The organism is Paenibacillus sp. 1-18 (assembly GCF_000520755.1).
Classification (GTDB): Bacteria; Bacillota; Bacilli; order Paenibacillales; family Paenibacillaceae; genus Paenibacillus; species Paenibacillus brasilensis.
This window is the reverse complement of the sequence record NZ_ASSB01000173.1, coordinates 1-21024: the sequence shown is the minus strand read 5'-3', so window position 1 is coordinate 21024 and position 21024 is coordinate 1. Positions and strand designations below refer to the sequence as shown.

Below are 21024 nucleotides of genomic sequence, written 5' to 3'. Positions count from 1 at the left end.
CCGCCCCTTCGGTCACGAGCGCCGCTACGGCCCCCGCGTAGGCGGCAGGATAGCTTGCGCCGCTGCGCAGGCGCTGTGCGATGCCGGCCTTAAGCTCGGCCGGCTCTGCCGCCAGCACGCGGGCCAGCGCGCGGAGCGGCGCAATGTCTCCGCTCTCGCTGCCGAAGCAGAGCGCGTCGACGACGCCCGTGGCGTGGAGCAGGGCGACCGCGCCGTGGGCAAACCATTCTGCGGGCTGGATGGCGTAAGCCACAGGCAGCTCCACAACGAGGTCTACGCCCATGGCGAGCGCCATTTCCGTGCGGGACCATTTGTCCGTAATCGCGGGTTCACCCCGCTGGAGGAAAGGGCCACTCATCACAGCAACCGTGCGCTCTGCACCAGTGATGCGAAGAGACTCCTTCCAGTGATGAACATGTCCGTTATGCAGCGGATTATACTCTACAATAACTCCAAGTGTTTTCAAGACGGATGTCAGCTCCTTTCTTTAATAGCTGTTCCAGTAACTATTCTGAACAAGGCCATTGAGACCTGGATCAAAAACCTTTATACTCGCATTATTGTACACGAAGAGTGGCGGGGGTACGAATGCTCAAAGGTACATGATCCGTACAACGTATTTTCGCTTTCGCAAAAAACGTGCTGTACCCATGGAAAACCAATGGGTTTGTATGTGGTGTAAAGTGAAAGGTGTTGACAAACGACTCGATCAGTCGGTATAATAATTTTTGTTTGTTTGGAGTGATAGCGATGCAACTATTTTTTCGCAAAGTAGCAACAAGTGACGGTCCTTTTCCTATCCGTGAATCTCTTAATGTGAGTGAATTGGTGGATGATCGTGCTGATGTTACGGCCGTTTCCCCGCTGGAGATTGATCTGGTCGCCGTTAGTCTGGATCAAGGCTTGATGAGCGTGGAAGGCACACTGACCGCAGGTCTGGACATGCTGTGTTCGCGCTGTTTGAGTCCGATGCATGAGGATTTGAAGATTGAATTCCGTGAACGGTTCAAGCAAACCTCTTCAAGTAATGAAGAGGAAGATGAAGATGGCGAATTTATTGCAGTGACGGAGGATTCCTTTGACATTGCACCGTATTGCAAAGAACTGTTTGTACTGAACGTGCCGTTTGCGCCTGTGTGCAGTGAGGACTGTCAAGGGATCGCACCGGCGGCTGGACAAAACTGGAGCATCGGCTCCGATGACAGTGACGATGGCAATACGGACAAGATTGACCCGCGTCTGGCAGGGCTTAAGGATTTTTTTAAATGAGAATTGAGTTCAATTCTGAAAAAAATCATCATCCACTTGTGCTGGAGAGTTACAGAACCATGCATGGATGTTGCAGGCTTGATTCACCGGCTGTAAAGTAACTGCTTCCGATAGTTACCTTCAGTCTTGAATGAGATAAGAAGTCATACCCGCTTTGCGGGGGTGATCTGGTTAAGGAGGTGGGAATAATGGCAGTACCTCAACGGAGAACATCCAAAACTCGTCGCGACAAACGTCGTACTCACTTTAAACTGGCAGTACCAGGTATGGTGAAATGCTCCGAATGCGGCGAATTGAAACTTGCTCACCATGTGTGCAAAGTTTGCGGAACGTACAAAGCTAGAGAGATCATCTCTCAATAATGTCCGATAAGCGGATTCTTTGGAATCTTCGCAGGGAAAGTGGCGCTTCACTCCAGTGAGGCGTCACTTTTTTTATTTGCATGCTTTCTTTTTGTGCCAGCATGCTATATACTGTTTTAGTACCAGGTTCTAAGAAAGAAGGGCCGAAGGGGTTCCTTTATACATACAAAATGACAAATCGGCTTGAAGTTTATGCCGTTAGAACGTGAAGTAACCCGAACCGTCGGCTGAACGGTAGCTTATTGCAGGGAAAGGAGGCATCACTGACATCGAACGTTTGCCGAAGAGACAGAGACAGCAGCGGCTGACTCAACTGATTGATGACAATCCGTTCGTAACGGATCAGGAATTGACGAGACAATTGAAGGTAAGCATTCAGACGATTCGGCTGGACCGGATGGAACTCGGAATCCCGGAATTGCGAGAGCGGCTAAAGCTGATGGCTGAGCGCTCCTACGATCAGGTTCGTTCCTTGCCTTTACATGAAGTGATCGGGGATATCGTTGATCTCCAATTGGATCGAAGTGGTATTTCCATCTTTGAAATCAAAGAGGAGCACATCTTTTCACGCACCGGCATTGCACGGGGGCATTATGTCTTTGCTCAAGCCAACTCATTGGCTGTCGCCGTGATTAATGATGAGATAGCATTGACCGCTTCGGCGGATATTCGCTTTGTCCGCCCTGTTCATTTGGGAGAGAAGTGTATTGCCAAGGCATATGTACGCTCAAATCCTGAGCAAAAAGGGAAGGCCAAAGTGGAGGTATTTACCTACGTAGGGGAAGAAATGGTGTTCCAAGGGAATTTTGTCATTTATCGGTCTACGGAGGAAGAGTATAGCGAAGGAGGAAGTCAGCATGCGGATCGCCATTGATGCCATGGGGGGAGATCATGCCCCAGAGGCGACGGTAGAGGGTGCGCTATCTGCGGCGGCGGAATGGAAGGATACGGACATTACGCTGGTTGGTGATCGTGAACAGATTGAATGGGTTCTGAACAGCAGAGCGTTGCCTGCGAACCTCAGCATTCGTCATGCATCGGAAATGATAGATGCGCAAGATGAGCCTGTAAAGGCAGTACGGCGCAAAAAGGATGCCTCAATGGTCGTAGCTGGTCGAATGGTCAGAGAAGGCGAAGCGGATGCCATGATTTCTGCAGGTAATACTGGTGCGTTAATGACCACAGGGTTGCTGGTGGTTGGAAGAATGGAAGGGATTGAACGTCCGGCTCTTGCCCCGATGATACCGACGATTGACGATCAGGGTGTACTGGCACTGGACTTGGGAGCCAATATGGATGCCAAGCCCGAGCATCTTGCCCAGTATGCATTGATGGGGAGCTTGTATCGTCAGAAGGTTCACGGTATGGCTTCTCCAAGGGTAGGTCTGCTGAATGTCGGAACCGAAGCCGGGAAGGGCAATGAATTGACGAAATTAGCATTTCCTCTTATTGAGCAATTACCTGTCCATTTTGTAGGTAATGTCGAATCCAGAGATGTGTTAACCAGGAATTGTGATGTACTGGTGTGTGACGGATTTGCCGGAAACATCATGCTAAAATCGCTGGAAGGTACGGCCGGAGCGATATTTTCTCTCCTTAAAGAGAAGTTCACCAAATCATTAAAGACCAAGCTGGCGGCGGCATTGATTATGCCTGAACTTCGCAGTCTCAAGGATAAGCTGGACTATAAGGAGCATGGCGGTGCTCCCTTACTGGGGCTGAGCGGACTCGTCTTGAAAAGTCACGGTTCGTCTGACGGCGTTGCCGTAAAAAATGCGGTAAGACAGGCCCGTACGGCCTTGCAAAACCAACTGGTTGAAAGTATTTCCAAGGAAATCAGCAGGAAGTGAGTGACGATATGAATAAATTACGTCCGGTTGGTGTTATCGGAACGGGTAAATATGTTCCTGAGAAAATTCTGACCAATAAAGATCTGGAAGCAATCGTAGAAACAAGTGACGAATGGATTGTCAGTCGTACAGGGATTCAGGAGCGCCATATTGCGGCACCGGAGCAGGCTACATCGGATTTGGCTTATGAAGCTGCGATAAAAGCGTTGAAGTCTGCTGGTATGAAGGCAGAGGATTTGGATCTGATTATTATAGCTACGGTTACACCGGATATGGCATTTCCGTCAACTGCCTGCATTCTTCAGGATAAGTTGGGAGCAAAAGGGGCAGCGGCTTTCGATTTGTCTGCAGCATGCTCGGGTTTTGTGTATGGGCTGGCAACGGCAACAAGCTTCATTAAGACAGGAATTTATAATAATGCGTTGATCATAGGGGTAGACTGTCTTTCCCGCATTACGGATTATACCGACCGCAATACTTGTGTTCTTTTTGGAGACGGTGCAGGAGCTGTAGTCATTGGTGAAGTACCTGAAGGTAGAGGATTTCAATCCTTTGATCTCGGTGCCGAAGGTGCAGGAGGCGGCTTGCTTAAGCTCGAAGCTGGCGGTTCGCGTTTGCCAGCGAGTGCGGATACAATAGAAAATAAACAGCACTACATCTACATGAACGGACGCGAAGTGTTCAAGTTTGCGGTCCGTGTGATGGGAACAGCTACAGTTGACGTATTGGAAAAAGCAGGATTGGCTAAAGATGACATTGATCTATTCGTTCCACATCAAGCCAATATTCGCATCATCCAGTCGGCGATGCAGCGTTTGGACTTGCCAGAAGAAAAAGTAGTCATTAATGTTAATAAATATGCAAATACATCTGCAGCCTCAATCCCTCTTGCTCTTGTAGAGGCAGCTGAGGAAGGCCGTATGAAGGAAGGCGACCGGATATTAATGGTTGGCTTCGGCGGCGGGTTAACCTGGGGGGCGTCGGTTCTTGTCTGGTAAGAAGACGACGGGTTTGATACAATATTGAATTTGTCAGGTACTTTACAGGACAAGCATTGGGTATAGAGAGGTGCATACAAGATGGGTAAAATGGCATTTATATTTCCCGGTCAGGGTTCACAAGCTGTAGGTATGGCTAAAGACGCTTATGAAGCGATTCCAACTGCAAAAGAAGTGTTTCGTCAAGCTGACGAGCGTTTGGGCTTCGCGTTAAGCACACTGATTTTTGAAGGACCAGACACAGCTTTGAAACAGACATCGAATACACAGCCTGCGCTGTTAACGGCAAGCATTGCATTATATGAAATGTTCAAGGAAAAAGGGATTCGTCCTGATTATATGGCTGGGCACAGCCTTGGGGAATACAGCGCACTTGTTGCTTCCGGTGTCCTCGCATTCGAGGACGCGGTTGAGATTGTACGTGCACGTGGCGAGTTTATGGAGCAGGCGATACCTGATGGACAAGGCGGGATGGCTGCTGTGCTGGGAGCTGACCGTGAAGCGCTGGCAGGACTATGCCGTGATATAACGGAGTCTGGTCAACTGGTTGAACTGGCGAATATCAACTGCCCCGGACAAATTGTTGTATCTGGCACGAAGGGAGGTGTTGCTGCGGTCGCTGAACGTGTGAAGGAAGCAGGCGGCAAGCGTGCTATTGCTCTGGAAGTCAGCGGTCCTTTCCATTCATCCTTGATGAAGGAAGCGGCGGCTAAGCTCTCCGGTAAGCTGGAGGGTGTGGATTTCTCCGAAGCTCAAATTCCGGTTGTGGCTAATGTAACGGCAAAACCTGTCCGTGAGGGTAACGAAATTCGCCAGCTGCTGGTGGAACAGGTCTATTCCCCCGTACTATGGGAAGACAGCGTGGCATGGCTGCTGGAACAGGGTATTGACACTTTTATTGAGTTTGGACCGGGAAGTGTTTTAACCGGATTGGTTAAAAAGATCAACAAAACGGCTAAGCTGTATAATATAAGCAACCTGGAGTCGTTTACTTCTGTGATGGAGGCCTTGGAGCTCCGTTAAAAGTAATAGTGATTGCCAATATACTTGCAAGGAGGTACTATGATGTCTAAGCCATTAAGTGGAAAAACGGCACTCGTTACGGGAGCGTCGCGCGGAATTGGCCGTAGTATCGCACTGGCGCTAGCTGAAGCAGGCGCTAATGTGGCGGTAAACTATGCTGGCAGCGAAAAGGCTGCGGCTGAGGTTGCAGAGCAGATTCGAGCCAAGGGCGTGGAAGCTATTACGATCCAGGCCAATGTCGGGCATGCTGACGAGGCAGATCGGTTAATCAAGGATGTAATTGACGCTTGGGGCAAGATTGACATCCTTGTGAATAATGCCGGAATAACAAGAGATAATTTAATCATGCGCATGAAGGAAGAAGAGTTCGATCAAGTGATCGAAACGAATCTGAAAGGTGTGTTTAATTGCCTTAAGGCGGCAACACGACCTATGATGAAACAGCGTTCCGGTCGAATTATCAATATCTCTTCTGTTGTCGGTGTACTTGGTAATGCAGGTCAAGCAAACTATGTAGCTGCTAAAGCGGGCGTGATTGGTCTTACCAAATCCTCTGCCAAAGAGCTTGCTTCGAGAGGCATTACAGTGAACTGTGTAGCTCCCGGATTTATTGATACGGAGATGACGCAGGTGCTGGCTGACGATTTGCGTGATAGTATGCTCAGCGGTATTCCGCTGGCCCGTCTCGGACGGCCTGAGGAAATTGCGAACGTGGTGCTGTTCTTGGCCTCGGACGCTTCCTCATACATGACGGGCCAGACTTTGCATGTGGATGGCGGCATGTACATGTAGTTATGTGTTGCCGATCCGCATGCCCCGATGAAGAGTAATGAATGAAAACTCTCTTCTATGGCATTTTAATTGTAATTTTCGTATAATACCTAAGGAGGAGGTGAGCCGGATGTCCGACGTATTGGAGCGCGTAAAACGCATTGTCGTTGACCGTTTGGGAGCCGACGAAGCCGAAGTTACACTTGAAGCATCTTTTAAAGATGATTTAGGCGCTGATTCTCTCGATGTAGTTGAATTGGTTATGGAATTGGAAGATGAGTTTGATATGGAAATCTCTGATGAAGATGCAGAGAAAATTACAACTGTAGGTGAAGTTGTAAAGTACATACAATCTCATACCTAATTCATGTCAACAAAAGTCCCGTTCTGTTACAGGCGGGACTTTCTCCTAATTATACAGATTGAACTAAAGACGGAATTGCCGTGTGTTTGATTATATGGCATTACTAACTTTAGTTGATTCTATATTATTTCTGCGCACAAAGCGTGCGGCCTTAAAATACAATTTGCAGTAGACATAGAGGTGATTATCTTTGAAACAACGAGTTGTCATAACAGGAATGGGTGTAATCACTTCGCTGGGACAGGATTTGAACACACTGTGGGATAATCTGATGGCTGGAAAATCTGGCATCAGCCCAATCGAGGCTTTCGATACGACTGACTATCCTACGAAAATAGCCGCTTCCGTGAAGGATTTTAATCCAGAGGATTATATTGAACGCAAGGACGCACGTAAAATGGACCGCTTTGTACAGTTTGCGGTTGCAGCCAGTAAATTGGCGCTTAAGGATAGCGGACTTGTCATCGGAGAGAATGCGGAAGCTGATCGTGTAGGTGTATCTGTAGGTTCCGGCATTGGCGGATTAGGGACTTGGGAGGATCAGCATCGTACACTAATGGAAAAAGGACCTAGACGCGTAAGCCCTTTCTTTATCCCGATGATGATTGCCAATATGGGCTCCGGCCAAGTGTCCATTTCACTCGGTGCCAAAGGACCCAATACATCGCCAGTAACCGCTTGTGCCACAGGCAGTCATGCCATTGGTGATTCCTACCGTATGATTCAGCGTGGTGATGCTGACGTCATGATCTGCGGCGGAGCTGAGGCGACGATTCGTCCGATCGGTATGGCTGGATTTTGTTCCATGCGGGCGATGTCCACACGTAATGATGAACCTGAAAAGGCAAGCCGGCCTTTTGATACGGAAAGAGATGGATTCGTGATGGGCGAAGGCTCTGGTGTTCTAATCCTGGAATCGCTGGATCATGCTTTGGAGCGTGGTGCGCGTATTTACGGTGAAGTAATTGGCTATGGATTGTCCGGCGATGCTCATCATATGACGGAGCCTGATCCTGAGGGTGCAGCACGCTGCATCAGAATGGCGATCCGCGATGCTGGATTGAAGCCGGAGGAGATTGATTATATCAACGCTCACGGCACATCGACTCCAGTGGGTGATAAATCTGAAACGGAAGCAGTCAAGAAAACGCTTGGAGAGCATGCTTATAAGGTAGCGATCAGCTCAACCAAGTCGATGACAGGGCATCTATTGGGTGCAGCGGGCGGCGTTGAAGCTATAATCTGTGGTCTTGCCCTTCAGCATCAGACGATTCCGCCTACGATTAATCTGGATAATCAAGACCCGGAATGCGATCTTGATTATGTGCCTAACAAGCCAAGAAAAGCGGAACTGAATGTGGTTATGTCCAATTCCTTTGGTTTTGGCGGTCACAATGCTACGGTTATTCTAAAAAAATATGAAGCGTAAGGGGTCAGTTCGTTGAGTGGAGACTTGAAGCAATTACAGCAGAAACTTCATATTCAATTCAACAATCGGCAGCTTCTGAAGCAGGCCTTTACGCACGCTTCCTACGTAAACGAACATCGGTTCAGTCAGCATGCAGACAATGAGCGCCTTGAATTTTTAGGTGACGCTGTGCTGGAGCTGACTGTATCCGAGCAATTGTACAATCAATACCCTAATCGACCCGAAGGCGAATTGACCAAGCTGCGCGCAGCTATCGTTTGCGAGCCTTCTCTGGTGAAATTTGCTGTCGGGCTTGAGTTCGGGCAATATGTACTGCTTGGAAAAGGTGAAGAGCTGACGGGTGGGCGTACTCGTCCGGCTTTGCTCGCTGACGTGTTCGAAGCGTTCGTAGGCGCGCTTTATTTGGATCAGGGTCTGGAGGCCGTCCGGTCGTTTCTGGAACGTTATATTTTTCCTCAAATCGTGTTAAATGGTAAGCTCCAGATGAGTGATTTTAAAACAGAGCTTCAGGAACTGACGCAGCATCATAACATGGGGATGCTTGAATACAAGATTGTGGAGGAGCGCGGGCCTGCCCATGAACGTGAGTTTGTAGCCGAGGTATATATGGACAGCGAACGGCTGGGGGCAGGTACGGGACGCTCCAAAAAAGAAGCTGAGCAGCAAGCGGCGGCAGTAGCTTTAAACCGTTTGAAGCTGGCGGAATCATAATCGGTACCTGAGCGGGCCCGGACGGGTTGCGCGAGCAGGGGACACAAAGTAAGAGCAAAGGGCAGTCCGCGGGGGAGTCCCGGCCCGCAAAGGCGAATGGACTGCGTTTTGCTCTTTTTTCGTGGCTTGGCTGCAGTGCGTTGAACGTCGATGTTGAACGTTGATAGTATGCTTATCCAAAGTAGTCTTGTGCTACAATAGGGATAATTCATGTCCATCAGGTAAACGGTGTTATACAAGCATTTTGAAATGTTAGAGGTGAGATTGAGCATGTTTTTAAAGCGCATTGAGCTGGCGGGCTTCAAATCGTTTGCAGATAAAACGGAAATGGAATTTGTCCGCGGCATTACAGCAGTCGTCGGACCCAACGGTAGCGGAAAAAGTAATATTTCCGATGGTATTCGCTGGGTGCTGGGCGAACAGAGCGCCAAATCACTGCGTGGTGGCAAAATGGAAGATATTATTTTTGCTGGTAGTGATGCTCGCAAGGCAGTTAATTATGGTGAAGTATCGCTTACACTGGATAATGAAGATCAAGCGTTGCCTCTGGATTTTGGCGAAGTCACGGTAACCCGTCGTGTGCATCGAAGTGGCGATAGTGAATATTTCATTAACCGACAGTCATGCAGACTTCGGGATATTACCGAGCTGTTTATGGACACAGGGATCGGTAAAGAAGCTTACTCCATTATCGGGCAAGGGCGTATTGAGGAGATTTTGAGTACCCGATCCGAGGACCGGCGCGGTATTTTTGAGGAAGCATCGGGTATCGTAAAATATAAATCACGTAAAAAAGAGGCGGTTCGCAAACTGGATGATACGGAGCAAAATTTGCTGCGTATTCACGATTTGGTCAGCGAACTGGAGGATCAAATCGGCCCGCTTAAGGAGCAATCGGAAAAGGCGATTCATTATAAAGAGCTGCGTAGTGAGCTGAAATCAAAAGAGATTTCAATGTACGTCCATCAAATAGAGCAAATTCATACTTCGTGGAGCGATGCAACTTCCAAGCTGGCTCTGCTAAAGCAGGAGCAGCTTCAGCTGTCTACGGTAGTATCCCGCCATGATGCTATGCTGGTGAGTGAGCGCAATGAGCTGCGTCAACTGGAGGAGCAAGTCGAGCGTTTGCAAAGTGATTTGCTGCAGTACAGTGAGGCTACAGAAAAGAGCGAAGGCTACGGTGAATTGCTGAAAGAGCGCACACGCAATCTGCAGGCTAACCGGGAACAGCTTATCCTATCGCTCAGCACGAGCGAGGCAAGGCATTCCGATCGCAAAAATGAACTGGATCAGCTGAATGAAAAGCTGTCTGCGTTAATTGTAGAGCTTGAAGAGCTGCGTGCGAGGCTATCTGATGAAGAGGCCAAGCTGATTGGTGTCACAGGCGGTATCAGTCAGGAGCAGGAGGAAAGCCTTAAAGGCAGCCTGCTGGAGCTGATGAACCAGATGGCACAGGCGCGTAACGAAATCCGTTATACCGACCAGCAGAAGGAAGCGCTGGAGCGGCGGGTGAATCGTGTCAGTGACGAATCCGGTAAATGGGAAGCACAAAAAGTCGAGCTGGATCAGCGCAAAAAGGGACTGGAAGCTGCCATTCAGAAGCTGGGACAGGAAATCAGTAGTCTGCGCAGTGGATATATTCAGGGAAGTGAAAAGTACCAGGCGTTGCAAAAGCTACTCGAAGAAAGCCAAGGCACCATTCGTAAATGGGAACAAAAACGTGAGGCTCAAATTTCACGCCGAGATACGATGAAGGAAATGCAGGATGACTTTGACGGCTTTATGCTGGGTGTCAAGGAAGTCTTGAAGGCTTCGCGCAAAGAGACCTTGCACGGTGTGCATGGAGCGGTAGCAGAGCTGATTCGGGTACCTGAGCATTTGGAGCAGGCGATGGAAACTGCTTTGGGCGCTTCCGTACAGCATATCGTAATGGAAAATGAATCGGTGTCCAGACAGGCCATCAGTTTTTTAAAGCAACGTCAATTGGGTAGAGCAACATTTTTGCCTATGGATGTCATTCGCCCGCGTCAAATCGGTGCGGGGGAGCGTCAAATTGTGGAAAGCGCTGAGGGCTTTGTCGGAATCGGTGCGGATCTTGTTCAGTATGACGAGCGGTATGCCGGAATTGTAGGCAGTCTCTTGGGGAATGTGGTCATAGCCCGCACGCTGGAAGATGCAAACCGGATTGCCGCCCGTTGCCAATATAGATACCGTGTTGTGACGCTGGAAGGTGACGTCGTCAATGCAGGTGGTTCCATGACTGGAGGTAGCCAGTTTAAGAAAAATGCCAATCTGCTTGGACGCAAACGTCAGCTGGATCAGTTGGATCAAGACATTTTAGATACGGAGCAGCAAATTGCGAGATTACGTCAAAGCGCTGTGGATACCAAACGCCAGCTGGAGGAGACACAAATCCAGTTGGACGAGCTGCGTCAGGCCGGGGATGTGAAGCGTGGAGAAGAGCAGCAGACGGCAATGGAGCTCAAGCAGCTGGAGCATGAACTGCGTCATGTCCTTGAACAAGTTGCTGCGTCCAGTCAGGAGAAAAAGGGTTTTGACCAGGAGATAAAAGAGCTGGAAGCTGCACGTGAAGAAGCGTTGGTAAAGCTGGCTGCACTGGAGCAGGAAGAGAAGAAAACTCATCAAGCCATTCATGCTGCTGAATTTGCTCGTAAAGCTAACGAATCTGCCAAGGAGCAGCTGCAAGGAGAACTTACGAATCTCAAGGTTAGAGAAGGCAAGCTGGATCAGAAGCGCTTTTCATTGGAAGAGCAGCTGCGCAGATTGCGTGGAGATTATGATACGCTTGGCAAGGATTCGAGGCAGAACAAGACCTTGCTTGCTTCCATTGAAGCTGATCTTCTGACTAATGAGCAGGAAAGCGTAAAGCAGATTGAAAATCTCAATCAATACCGTTTGAAAAAGGAAGAAGCCTCGCAGCAGCTGGAGTTTAAGCGGGCTGCACGCAGCAGCTTATCCAAAAAGCTGGAAATGGCTGAGAACGAGACAAAGGAGCAGCGAATTCAGCTTAAATCGGTCGAAGAGCTGCTTCGTCAAACGGAAATTGGAGTAAACCGGCTTGATGTAGAACTGGAAAACGTACTCAAAAAATTAAGCGATGACTATGAACTTAGCTATGAGCTGGCCAAGCAGCGCTATCCTGTACCGGAAGATATTGAAAGCACGCAGGCTGAAGTGCAAAGGCTCAAACGCGGTATTTCCGAGCTGGGCGAGGTCAATCTGGGTGCGATAGAGGAATATCAGCGTGTGCATGAGCGTTATACGTTTCTCGATGAGCAAAAGTCAGATCTAGTGGAGGCCAAAACCACGCTCTATCAGGTTATTCGTGAAATGGATGATGAAATGTCCAAACGCTTCAAATCCACGTTCGATGCCATTCGACGCGAATTCGGCACGGTTTTCTCCAAGCTGTTCGGGGGTGGGCGTGCCGATCTGGTACTGCTTGACCCGGAACGCCTACTGGAGACGGGAATTGATATTGTAGCTCAGCCACCGGGCAAAAAACTGCAAAACCTGCAGCTGCTGTCGGGCGGTGAGCGGGCGTTAACAGCGATGGCGTTGCTGTTTGCCATTTTACATGTTAAACCTGTTCCATTCTGTGTGCTGGATGAAGTAGAGGCTGCATTGGACGAAGCCAATGTGGTGCGTTTTGCACAGTATTTACGGGAATTCTCGGAGCAGACGCAGTTCATTGTAGTTACTCACCGCAAGGGTACAATGGAAGAATCCGACGTGCTGTATGGGGTTACGATGGAGGAAGGCGGGGTTTCCAAACTCGTATCTGTCAAGCTGGATAGTGACGAAGCTGAGATTGCCTGATAGCAAATAACACACTTTCAAATCAACGGAGGGAACCTATGAGCTTCTTTAGAAAATTAAAGGAAAGCATTGCAAGCAAAACGGAATCTGTCACAAAACAGTTCAAGGATGGACTGGAAAAAACAAGAAAAGGCTTTGTTGAAAAAGTAACGGATTTGATGATTCGCCGCAAAAAAATTGATGAGGAGTTTTATGAGGAACTGGAAGAAATTCTGATCGGAGCGGACGTAGGTGTCAATACGGTTATGAACCTCATTGAAGACCTGCGGGAAGAAGTGAAAAAACGCAAAATCGAGGATGCATCCGAGCTTCAGCCTGTATTGTCGGAAAAGCTATCCGAGCTGCTGCGAGGCAATGACAACAGTCAGCTCCAAATGAGTTCTAATGGAATTACAGTTATTCTATTCGTCGGGGTCAACGGCGTCGGCAAAACAACAACGATCGGCAAGCTGGCTCATCGTTTTAAACAGGAAGGTAAAAAAGTGCTGCTGGCTGCCGGAGATACGTTCCGTGCCGGTGCGATTGAACAGCTGGAGGTATGGGGGCAACGGGCAGGTGTTGAGGTCATTAAGCAGCAATCCGGTTCCGACCCGGCTGCGGTTATGTTTGATGCCGTACAGGCTGCAAAGCAGCGTCAGGTAGATGTTTTGCTGTGTGATACTGCTGGACGTCTTCAGAATAAAAGCAATCTGATGGAGGAGCTGAACAAAATTTTTCGTGTTATCCAGCGTGAAATCCCAGACGCTCCTCATGAAGTGCTGCTGGTACTCGATGCCACGACCGGACAAAATGCACTTAACCAAGCCAAGCTGTTTGGAGAGAAAAGCGGCGTAACCGGACTGGTGCTGACGAAGTTGGATGGTACAGCGAAGGGTGGGATTGTTGTGGCAATCCGCCAAGAACTGAATTTGCCTGTTAAACTGGTGGGCTTAGGTGAAAAAGTGGATGATCTTCAGCCGTTTGATTCCGAGCAATTCGTCCACGCATTGTTTGCGGGCTTGATTCAGGAAGAGACTGGTGAAGCAACTGCTGCTGGCGAGGAAGAGCAGCGCTAATTTAGAGCGTGCAGGCTGGCGCGGGAATTTTGGAGGACGCATTGTAATCGTCTAGCTTATCAGGTTCGGGGCTTGGACTGGTCCTTCTGCTGTTCGAGATGGTGGATATATATATCGTCGAGATATATAATTAGAGCAATGGGTCTGTCGATGCCGGATATATATTTTTGTATATAAAATATCTTACGAAAGCGTGGGTGAAGAACTGATGGCGAACACCTATACTTATTCCCGACGGGAGGAAGTAGCCAACGCCATTACACATGGAATTGGAATCGTTTTAAGTGTGGCGGCACTTGTGCTGCTCATTGTTTTTGCCAGCTTAAAAGGGACTGCTTGGCATGTGGTCAGCTTTACGATTTACGGGATAACAATGCTGCTGTTGTACACCAATTCCACGTTGCTTCATAGCCTGCGGGAAGGGAAATTGAAGGATTTGTTCGAAATATTCGATCATTCCTGCATTTACCTGTTCATTGCGGGCAGCTATACTCCGTTTATGCTCGTTGCACTGCGAGGGACTTTGGGCTGGACGCTGTTTGGAGTGGTTTGGGGAATCGCTTTGGTCGGTGTGCTGTTCAAGGCGTTCTTCACCAAACGCTTTCTGTTCATGTCTACCGTGTTTTACATTGTAATGGGCTGGCTTATTATCATTGCCTGGAATCCTCTGGTAGCGGTAGTTCCCGCGGCAGGGATGACGTTATTGTTCGTAGGTGGTCTTCTGTACACGCTGGGCACGATTTTCTATGTGTGGCGTGCATTTCCGTATCATCATGCAATCTGGCATCTGTTTGTTTTGGCAGGCAGCACACTTCATTTTCTAGCTGTTCTGCTGTATCTTACTCCAGTCAGGGTTTAAGAAATAGAGGAAAAAAGTCGATCCATAATTCTGTTTAAGAGTTGTGGAACGGCTTTTTTTTATATGACAAGGGATAACGCTTGACATCTTCTTTTCTTTTATGTATCATAAGGAACGTTGAAAAGAACTGTAAAGTGTTTTTCCTTGACGATGGAGGTAATGGAGGTAACGGTGATGAGTCAGGAGAATCGGCTGGAAAAAACAAACCGAATTAACCGACTGTTTGACTTCTATGAACCTCTCCTTACGGAGAAGCAACAGATGTTTTTGAAATATTACTTCCATGATGATTTTTCTCTGGGAGAAATTGCTTCGGAATTTGAAATTAGCCGTCAGGCAGTGTATGAGCATATTAAACGTGCCGAACAGGTACTTGAAATGTATGAGGAAAAGCTTGGATTGCTGAGTAAGCATGAACGCAGAAGCCAAGATCTGAAAGAACTAAACACGGCATTGCATGAGGCATTCGGTAAGATGGGCGAGGTCCATGAAGGCACTCTGCAGCATGTTCTTCAAATTATAAATCGCCTGCAGGAATTGTAGGGTATATAAATGAGTAGATAAACAACCCTGGTAGACAAGGAGGTGCGAAAGTATGGCATTTGAAGGATTATCGACACGCTTGCAAAATGTATTCAGTAAACTGCGCGGCAAGGGGAAAGTGTCTGAGGATGATGTAGCTCAGGCGATGCGTGAAGTGCGATTGGCTTTGCTTGAGGCGGACGTTAACTTCAAGGTTGTAAAGGACTTTATTGCCAAGGTGAAAGAGAAGTCCATTGGTAAGGAAGTAATGGACAGCTTTACGCCAGGCATGGTCATTATTGACATCGTGAACAAGGAACTGACCGAGTTGATGGGTGGTAGCCAGGCCAAGCTTGCCAAAGCAAACAAATCGCCTACAGTCATTATGATGGTGGGTCTCCAGGGTGCAGGTAAAACGACGACGTCCGGTAAACTGGCGAAGCTGCTGCAAAAGCAAAATCATCGTCCGTTGCTTGTAGCTGGTGATATTTATAGACCGGCCGCGATCAAGCAGCTCCAAATTTTGGGTGAGCAGATCAATGCCCCTGTATTTACTCTCGGAGATCAGACAAGCCCCGTCGAAATTGCAAAGCAGGGTTTGCAGCATGCTAAGGATAACGGTAACGATTACGTTATTATAGATACTGCTGGTCGTCTTCATGTTGATGAAGAGCTCATGGAAGAGCTGCGCCTGATTCATGCTAACGTCAAGCCAGACGAAGTTCTGCTCGTGGTAGACAGCATGACGGGGCAGGACGCGGTTAACGTTGCAGAGCACTTTAACAGCAGTCTGGAGCTAACAGGGGTTGTACTGACGAAGTTGGATGGTGACACCCGTGGTGGTGCGGCCTTGTCAGTTAAGGCTGTGACTGGCTGCCCGATCAAGTTTGCTACATTGGGTGAAAAGCTGGATGCGATGGAGCCTTTTCATCCGGAACGGATGGCTTCACGGATTTTGGGTATGGGCGATATGTTGTCCCTGATTGAAAAAGCGCAATCCAATATCGACGCTGACAAGGCGAAGGAAATGGAACGGAAAATGCGCAATGCCGAGTTTACTTTTGAAGATTTTCTGGAGCAGATGGATCAGGTTAAAAAGCTAGGCCCGATTGACCAGATTCTTGATATGATTCCCGGCATGGGCAATATGAAGCAAATGAAAGATGTCAAAGTGGATGACAAACAGATGGGCCGTATTGAGGCTATCGTGCATTCAATGACTACACAAGAAAAGCAAAATCCGGACATGATCAATCATAGTCGGCGCAAACGGATTTCTGTAGGCAGTGGAACATCGCTGGCTGAGGTAAATCGTCTGATCAAACAATTTGACGAAATGCGCCGCATGATGAAGCAGTTCTCAGATATGATGGGGCCTAAAGGTGGCAAAAACAAGGCTCTTAAGCAGTTGAAGGGTATGGGTAAAGGCTTGAAGTTTCCATTTCGTTAAGGCTCTGCGCCGTTGGCATTATGGATAACAATATACAGTCTACTTTTTGAAGGAGGTGAATTTTCGTGGCAGTTCGTATTCGTCTGAAACGTATGGGTGCACATAAAGCTCCTTTCTATCGCGTCGTGGTATCTGATTCCCGTTCCCCGCGTGACGGTCGTTTTATCGAAGAAATCGGTTATTACAACCCTATTACAGTACCAGCGGTTGTAAAAATTGATGAAGATAAAGCGCTGAAATGGTTGCAAGATGGTGCACAAGCATCCGACACAGTCCGCAACTTGCTTAGCAAAGCGGGCGTGATGAAAAAGTTTCATGAGCTTAAACAACAGAAATAAGGTGCTGATTCGGAGGGTCAATTATGGAAGAATTAGTGATAATCATTGCTAAGGCTTTAGTCGATCATCCGGAAGATGTAACCGTGAAGACCTTGGAGAAGGATCGGCTTGTTGTATATGAGCTTAGTGTACATCCTGAGGATGTAGGCAAAATCATTGGCAAGCAAGGTCGCATCGCCAAGGCGCTTCGCACTGTGGTTGCATCAGCAGCCGTTAAGATGGATAAACGGGTTACCGTAGACATCATATCTTAAAGATATACGAAAGTGGGTTAGGATGTATGTCCTAACCCTTTTTCGTACATGATGAAGATGATATGGAGCGGACCGATTACATGCAGGAGGAACATGATGCAGCAATTGTTTAATGTCGGGAAAATTGTGAATACCCATGGAATTCGCGGCGAGCTTAAAATATTAGCGACAACTGACTTTCTAGAGGATCGTTTTGCCAAAGGTAGCGAGCTATTGATTGTTCCGGCGGATGGTAAAGCACCGATTCCCGTAACTGTCGAGACAGCGCGTTTTCAAAAAAATATAGTCATCGTCAAATTTAAGGAATATCACAATATCAATGATGTTGAAAAATATAAAGGTACTTTGTTGAAAGTATCTGCTGAACGTCTAGGTGAGCTGGAAGAAAATGAATTCTATTTTCATGAAGTTATCGGCCTGGAAGTCATTACAGAAGACGGAGAAAAGCTTGGTGTGGTCAAAGAAATTTTGACCCCGGGAGCCAATGATGTATGGGTAGTCAAAATGCCTAGTGGTAAGGAACTGTTACTGCCGTATATAGAGAGTGTTATTTTGAATGTAAACGTGCGCGAAAAACAGGCTACGGTACGGTTGATGGAAGGACTGCTGTAAATGCGGGTAGATGTGCTGACCCTGTTTCCTGAAATGTTTGATGGTGTATTTAGTGCAAGTATTTTGGGGAAAGCAAGGGATAAGGGAATAGTTTCACTGCAAGCGATTAATTTTCGCCAGTATGCCGGAAACAAGCATGGACAGGTAGATGATACGCCTTATGGCGGTGGGGGAGGCATGGTATTGAAGCCTGACCCTATTTTTGCCGCGGTGGAAGCGCTGTTGGATGAATCAGAGCGTTCCATATTAGAGGGTGCCGATGAAGTCGTCCATAATGAAAAAAACGATGCGAACGCTGATTTGAAAGCTCCGCGTATCATTTTGATGTGTCCACAAGGAGAGACCTTTACGCAAAAGAAAGCGGAGGAACTGGCCAAAGAGGACCATCTTATTTTTATATGTGGACATTATGAGGGGTATGATGAGCGGATTCGCGAACATCTGGTGACTGATGAGCTTTCTGTCGGCGATTATGTACTGACTGGTGGAGAACTGCCGGCGATGGTCGTTATTGATAGTGTGACACGGCTGCTACCGGGAGTGCTGGGCAATGAAACAAGTGCAATTACAGACTCATTTAGCACGGGACTGTTAGAGTACCCGCATTATACCCGGCCTGCAGAGTTTAGGGGCTGGAAAGTACCTGATGTGCTGCTGTCTGGACATCACGTTAATATTGATGCCTGGAGACGACAGGAGGCATTGCGCCGTACGGTCGAACGCCGACCTGACCTACTGGAGAAGGCTGAACTGACAGGCAAGGAGCGCGAGTGGATTGAGGAGCAGTGCAAACCGGACTGTTCTGGGAACAAGCGTTAAAGCGCTTTAGCCATCAGTGGATTTGAAAGTAGGTAGTGACCTGTTCTATAATGAAGTCAATTAAATAAAATGTTTGGTCAAATCCCTTTTTGTTGTTGCAATGCGGTAACCTCCATGATACAATAAATCTGTTGTGTGTAATACGGTGGTCCTCTGTGGATGATGAAGGAAACGGATGTGTTTCCAGAAGAAGCATGAACACCTGTACGGAAGGAGGGAGTCATAGATGAATATCGTCCAAGCGATCACTGAAGAACAACTTCGTAAAGATATGCCTAATTTTCGTCCTGGTGACACTTTGAAAGTGCACGTGAAAGTTATTGAGGGAACTCGTGAGCGTATCCAGTTGTTTGAAGGTGTAGTAATTAAACGCCGTGGTGGTGGAATCAGTGAGACTTTTACAGTTCGTAAAATTTCTTACGGTGTAGGTGTGGAAAGAACTTTCCCGCTTCATTCCCCAAAAATCGATAAAATCGAAGTGGCTCGCCGTGGTAAAGTGCGTCGTGCGAAGCTTTATTATCTTCGTGAACTGCGCGGTAAAGCAGCGAGAATTAAAGAAATTCGTCGTTAATACAACGAATAACGAAAGGGGCTTGGTTACAAGCTCCTTTCGTTTTTTCTACGTACATAGGGAACTGTGGATTATTGACCGTAAAGAGAGGACAGTGAGCTATGGAGCAGGAAGTAGGACAAGGAACTGTACAGCAGCCAACCGATCAGGATGGTACGCCCAAACGTAAACCAAAAAATGAGATTTTTGAGTGGCTCAAGGCCATTATTATTGCGTTAGTGCTTGTCTTTTTAATCCGTTGGCTTCTCTTTAAGCCGTTTATTGTGGATGGACCGTCGATGCAGCCTAACTTTCATACCGGAGAACGCGTCATTGTAAATGAGATTTTGTATGATTTCCGTGCCCCTAAGCCGGGTGAAGTGATTGTGTTCCATGTTCCGGAAGAAGGAAAAGACTTCATTAAGCGCGTCATTGCCGTTGCGGGTGATACGGTCAAGGTAGAAGGTGACACGATTACAGTGAATGGTAAGCCAATTCAGGAACCTTATCTCAAGGCTCCTTTGGCAGAAGCGCATCAAAATGGTGAGCTTTACAACAAGTTCACCAATTTTCCAAATGAGAAGTTTAAGAATGGAAAAGTTCCAGAAGGGCATATTTTTGTTATGGGCGATAACCGTTCCAATAGCACAGACAGTCGGATGATTGGATATATTGATTTGAAGGAAGTCGTGGGCCGGGCTGATGTTATTTTCTGGCCAGCGAAGGATATGCAGTGGATTAACCACTAAACTAACTAATATGCAGCACAGCTGCCGTAATTCCAGCTAACGCCTAAAAGGTTATTGCTGGAGTTGCGATCAATGAGGTGATGACGGTGACGATTCAATGGTTTCCTGGCCATATGACCAGAGCGCGCCGCCAAATTGAAGCAAAATTAAAGCTGATTGATTTGGTAATTGAGTTGATTGATGCTCGATTGCCGCTTTCCAGCCGAAATCCAATGATTGATGATATTTTGCAAGGGAAGCCGCGAATGATTATTTTGAATAAGGCAGATTTGGCAGACCCGGTAGTATCGCAGCAGTGGATTGCCTACTTTAAGGAGCAGGGGCACATAGCCTTTCAGGTGGATGCTACAACAGGGACAGGGATGAAGGAAATCCCGGTTCAGGCCAAGCTGTTGCTTAAGGAAAAAATAGATCGGCAGATTTCCAAAGGAATGAATCCGCGTCCTATGCGTGCTTTGATTGTCGGTATTCCGAATGTCGGCAAATCGACACTAATCAATCGAATGGCAGGACGTAATATTGCAGCTACGGGTGATCGCCCGGGGGTAACGAAGGCACAGCAGTGGATCAAGACCGGAGAAATTGAGTTGCTGGATACACCGGGTATTTTGTGGCCTAAATTTGAGGATCAGAATGTCGGCTATCGTCTGGCAGTTACAGGAGCGATCAAGGAAGAAATTCTCAACGTAGAGGATATTGCCTTTTTCGCCACAAAATATCTTGTTCAATATTATTGGGATGCCATGGCAGAGCGTTTTGAACTTACCGAACCTCCTGAAGATACAGAAAATCCTGATGATGTTGTCAGTGTTATGGAAGCCATCGGACGTAAACGTGGCTGTATTGTTAGTGGCGGACGTGTAGATCTCGAAAAGGCGTCAAAAATTATTTTACGTGAGCTGCGTGGAGGGAAGCTGGGACGTTTCAGTTTGGAAGCTCCTTACTGATTATGGTCGGTGTGCCCGAAACAGAACATAGCAAATTGCGGCAAGGAAGAACCTTCCCCATCTCTCCGGAGAGGAGGAAGGTTTTTTTGGTATGTGGCATAAATGAAGCGTTAAACTACATATAGATGGGCAGGTATTGAATGTGGAAGACAAAGAGGTAGTGGTGAAGGATATGCTGCACTATGAAAAAAAGTGCTGGGAGCAGTCCTGCGAGCGAATCGCTGGTATTGACGAGGTAGGTCGAGGATGTTT

23 protein-coding genes and 1 pseudogene are annotated in these 21024 nt (G+C 47.6%); 23 read left to right on the top strand and 1 reads right to left on the bottom strand.

The features are described 5' to 3' along the window. Nucleotides 1–466 (bottom strand): nucleotidyltransferase family protein (locus L693_RS0110665; RefSeq protein WP_025717239.1); only part of this gene is annotated, 466 nt, incomplete at its 3' end. A 284-nt stretch (nt 467–750) separates the two neighbouring features. On the opposite strand from L693_RS0110665, the gene L693_RS0110660 reads away from it, so the two are divergent. The 23 genes and pseudogenes from L693_RS0110660 to L693_RS29930 form a co-directional block, all read left to right on the top strand. After that, nucleotides 751–1269 (top strand): YceD family protein, encoded by a 519-nt coding sequence (locus L693_RS0110660; protein WP_025717238.1) that lies wholly within the window; start codon nt 751–753, stop codon nt 1267–1269. Between the two features lie 188 nt (nt 1270–1457). After that, nucleotides 1458–1631, top strand: a complete 174-nt coding sequence (gene rpmF, locus L693_RS0110655) for a 50S ribosomal protein L32 (protein WP_007429979.1) — start codon at nt 1458–1460, stop codon at nt 1629–1631. Between the two features lie 277 nt (nt 1632–1908). Then, a complete protein-coding gene (gene fapR / locus L693_RS0110650) occupies nt 1909–2505 on the top strand; it encodes a transcription factor FapR (protein WP_025717237.1) in 597 nt (198 codons plus the stop codon). Further along, entirely contained in the window at nt 2489–3481 is a 993-nt protein-coding gene (gene plsX / locus L693_RS0110645) for a phosphate acyltransferase PlsX (protein ID WP_025717236.1), read from the top strand. The genes fapR and plsX overlap by 17 nt, the downstream gene beginning before the upstream one ends. An 8-nt stretch (nt 3482–3489) precedes the next feature. Continuing rightward, nucleotides 3490–4479, top strand: a complete 990-nt coding sequence (locus L693_RS0110640) for a beta-ketoacyl-ACP synthase III (RefSeq protein ID WP_025717235.1) — start codon at nt 3490–3492, stop codon at nt 4477–4479. An 81-nt stretch (nt 4480–4560) separates the two neighbouring features. Continuing rightward, on the top strand, nt 4561–5502 hold the full coding sequence (fabD, locus tag L693_RS0110635) for an ACP S-malonyltransferase (RefSeq protein WP_025717234.1): 942 nt from the start codon (nt 4561–4563) through the stop codon (nt 5500–5502). 42 nt (nt 5503–5544) lie between these two features. Next, nucleotides 5545–6294, top strand: coding sequence for a 3-oxoacyl-[acyl-carrier-protein] reductase (gene fabG, locus L693_RS0110630; protein ID WP_025717233.1), 750 nt, complete (start codon nt 5545–5547; stop codon nt 6292–6294). A gap of 109 nt (nt 6295–6403) precedes the next feature. Then, entirely contained in the window at nt 6404–6637 is a 234-nt protein-coding gene (locus L693_RS0110625) for an acyl carrier protein (protein WP_007429985.1), read from the top strand. A 190-nt stretch (nt 6638–6827) separates the two neighbouring features. After that, a complete protein-coding gene (gene fabF / locus L693_RS0110620; protein ID WP_025717232.1) occupies nt 6828–8066 on the top strand; it encodes a beta-ketoacyl-ACP synthase II in 1239 nt (412 codons plus the stop codon). A gap of 12 nt (nt 8067–8078) precedes the next feature. After that, nucleotides 8079–8777 carry a ribonuclease III gene (gene rnc / locus L693_RS0110615; RefSeq protein ID WP_013309856.1) on the top strand — a complete coding sequence of 233 codons (699 nt, stop codon included), beginning with the start codon at nt 8079–8081 and terminating at the stop codon, nt 8775–8777. A 270-nt stretch (nt 8778–9047) separates the two neighbouring features. Continuing rightward, complete coding sequence (gene smc, locus L693_RS0110610; protein WP_025717231.1) at nt 9048–12617, top strand: chromosome segregation protein SMC; 3570 nt, start codon at nt 9048–9050, stop codon at nt 12615–12617. Nucleotides 12618–12655: 38 nt separating this feature from the next. After that, complete coding sequence (ftsY, locus tag L693_RS0110605; RefSeq protein ID WP_025717230.1) at nt 12656–13672, top strand: signal recognition particle-docking protein FtsY; 1017 nt, start codon at nt 12656–12658, stop codon at nt 13670–13672. A gap of 208 nt (nt 13673–13880) precedes the next feature. Continuing rightward, on the top strand, nt 13881–14531 hold the full coding sequence (trhA, locus tag L693_RS0110600; RefSeq protein WP_025717229.1) for a PAQR family membrane homeostasis protein TrhA: 651 nt from the start codon (nt 13881–13883) through the stop codon (nt 14529–14531). A 174-nt stretch (nt 14532–14705) separates the two neighbouring features. Further along, nucleotides 14706–15074 (top strand): putative DNA-binding protein, encoded by a 369-nt coding sequence (locus tag L693_RS0110595; protein WP_025717228.1) that lies wholly within the window; start codon nt 14706–14708, stop codon nt 15072–15074. A 52-nt stretch (nt 15075–15126) separates the two neighbouring features. Next, entirely contained in the window at nt 15127–16503 is a 1377-nt protein-coding gene (gene ffh / locus L693_RS0110590) for a signal recognition particle protein (protein ID WP_025717227.1), read from the top strand. A 65-nt stretch (nt 16504–16568) separates the two neighbouring features. After that, nucleotides 16569–16841 carry a 30S ribosomal protein S16 gene (gene rpsP, locus L693_RS0110585; RefSeq protein WP_014281051.1) on the top strand — a complete coding sequence of 91 codons (273 nt, stop codon included), beginning with the start codon at nt 16569–16571 and terminating at the stop codon, nt 16839–16841. Between the two features lie 23 nt (nt 16842–16864). Next, nucleotides 16865–17095, top strand: a complete 231-nt coding sequence (locus L693_RS0110580; RefSeq protein WP_013309863.1) for a KH domain-containing protein — start codon at nt 16865–16867, stop codon at nt 17093–17095. 96 nt (nt 17096–17191) lie between these two features. Further along, on the top strand, nt 17192–17707 hold the full coding sequence (gene rimM / locus L693_RS0110575) for a ribosome maturation factor RimM (protein ID WP_025717226.1): 516 nt from the start codon (nt 17192–17194) through the stop codon (nt 17705–17707). Then, nucleotides 17708–18526 carry a tRNA (guanosine(37)-N1)-methyltransferase TrmD gene (gene trmD, locus L693_RS0110570; RefSeq protein ID WP_025717225.1) on the top strand — a complete coding sequence of 273 codons (819 nt, stop codon included), beginning with the start codon at nt 17708–17710 and terminating at the stop codon, nt 18524–18526. Between the two features lie 226 nt (nt 18527–18752). After that, complete coding sequence (rplS, locus tag L693_RS0110565) at nt 18753–19097, top strand: 50S ribosomal protein L19 (RefSeq protein ID WP_025717224.1); 345 nt, start codon at nt 18753–18755, stop codon at nt 19095–19097. A 101-nt stretch (nt 19098–19198) separates the two neighbouring features. After that, complete coding sequence (lepB, locus tag L693_RS0110560) at nt 19199–19825, top strand: signal peptidase I (RefSeq protein WP_025717223.1); 627 nt, start codon at nt 19199–19201, stop codon at nt 19823–19825. Nucleotides 19826–19911: 86 nt separating this feature from the next. Further along, nucleotides 19912–20772, top strand: coding sequence for a ribosome biogenesis GTPase YlqF (gene ylqF / locus L693_RS0110555; RefSeq protein WP_025717222.1), 861 nt, complete (start codon nt 19912–19914; stop codon nt 20770–20772). Nucleotides 20773–20914: 142 nt separating this feature from the next. Further along, nucleotides 20915–21024: pseudogene (locus L693_RS29930) on the top strand (ribonuclease HII); the annotation flags it as partial.

Coding starts and splice junctions, on each gene's coding strand:
- L693_RS0110660 (WP_025717238.1), top strand. CDS start 751: ATGCAACTATTTTTTCGCAAAGTAGCAACAAGTGACGGTCCTTTTCCT.
- rpmF (WP_007429979.1), top strand. CDS start 1,458: ATGGCAGTACCTCAACGGAGAACATCCAAAACTCGTCGCGACAAACGT.
- plsX (WP_025717236.1), top strand. CDS start 2,489: ATGCGGATCGCCATTGATGCCATGGGGGGAGATCATGCCCCAGAGGCG.
- L693_RS0110640 (WP_025717235.1), top strand. CDS start 3,490: ATGAATAAATTACGTCCGGTTGGTGTTATCGGAACGGGTAAATATGTT.
- fabD (WP_025717234.1), top strand. CDS start 4,561: ATGGGTAAAATGGCATTTATATTTCCCGGTCAGGGTTCACAAGCTGTA.
- fabG (WP_025717233.1), top strand. CDS start 5,545: ATGTCTAAGCCATTAAGTGGAAAAACGGCACTCGTTACGGGAGCGTCG.
- L693_RS0110625 (WP_007429985.1), top strand. CDS start 6,404: ATGTCCGACGTATTGGAGCGCGTAAAACGCATTGTCGTTGACCGTTTG.
- smc (WP_025717231.1), top strand. CDS start 9,048: ATGTTTTTAAAGCGCATTGAGCTGGCGGGCTTCAAATCGTTTGCAGAT.
- ftsY (WP_025717230.1), top strand. CDS start 12,656: ATGAGCTTCTTTAGAAAATTAAAGGAAAGCATTGCAAGCAAAACGGAA.
- trhA (WP_025717229.1), top strand. CDS start 13,881: ATGGCGAACACCTATACTTATTCCCGACGGGAGGAAGTAGCCAACGCC.
- L693_RS0110595 (WP_025717228.1), top strand. CDS start 14,706: ATGAGTCAGGAGAATCGGCTGGAAAAAACAAACCGAATTAACCGACTG.
- ffh (WP_025717227.1), top strand. CDS start 15,127: ATGGCATTTGAAGGATTATCGACACGCTTGCAAAATGTATTCAGTAAA.
- L693_RS0110580 (WP_013309863.1), top strand. CDS start 16,865: ATGGAAGAATTAGTGATAATCATTGCTAAGGCTTTAGTCGATCATCCG.
- rimM (WP_025717226.1), top strand. CDS start 17,192: ATGCAGCAATTGTTTAATGTCGGGAAAATTGTGAATACCCATGGAATT.
- trmD (WP_025717225.1), top strand. CDS start 17,708: ATGCGGGTAGATGTGCTGACCCTGTTTCCTGAAATGTTTGATGGTGTA.
- rplS (WP_025717224.1), top strand. CDS start 18,753: ATGAATATCGTCCAAGCGATCACTGAAGAACAACTTCGTAAAGATATG.
- lepB (WP_025717223.1), top strand. CDS start 19,199: ATGGAGCAGGAAGTAGGACAAGGAACTGTACAGCAGCCAACCGATCAG.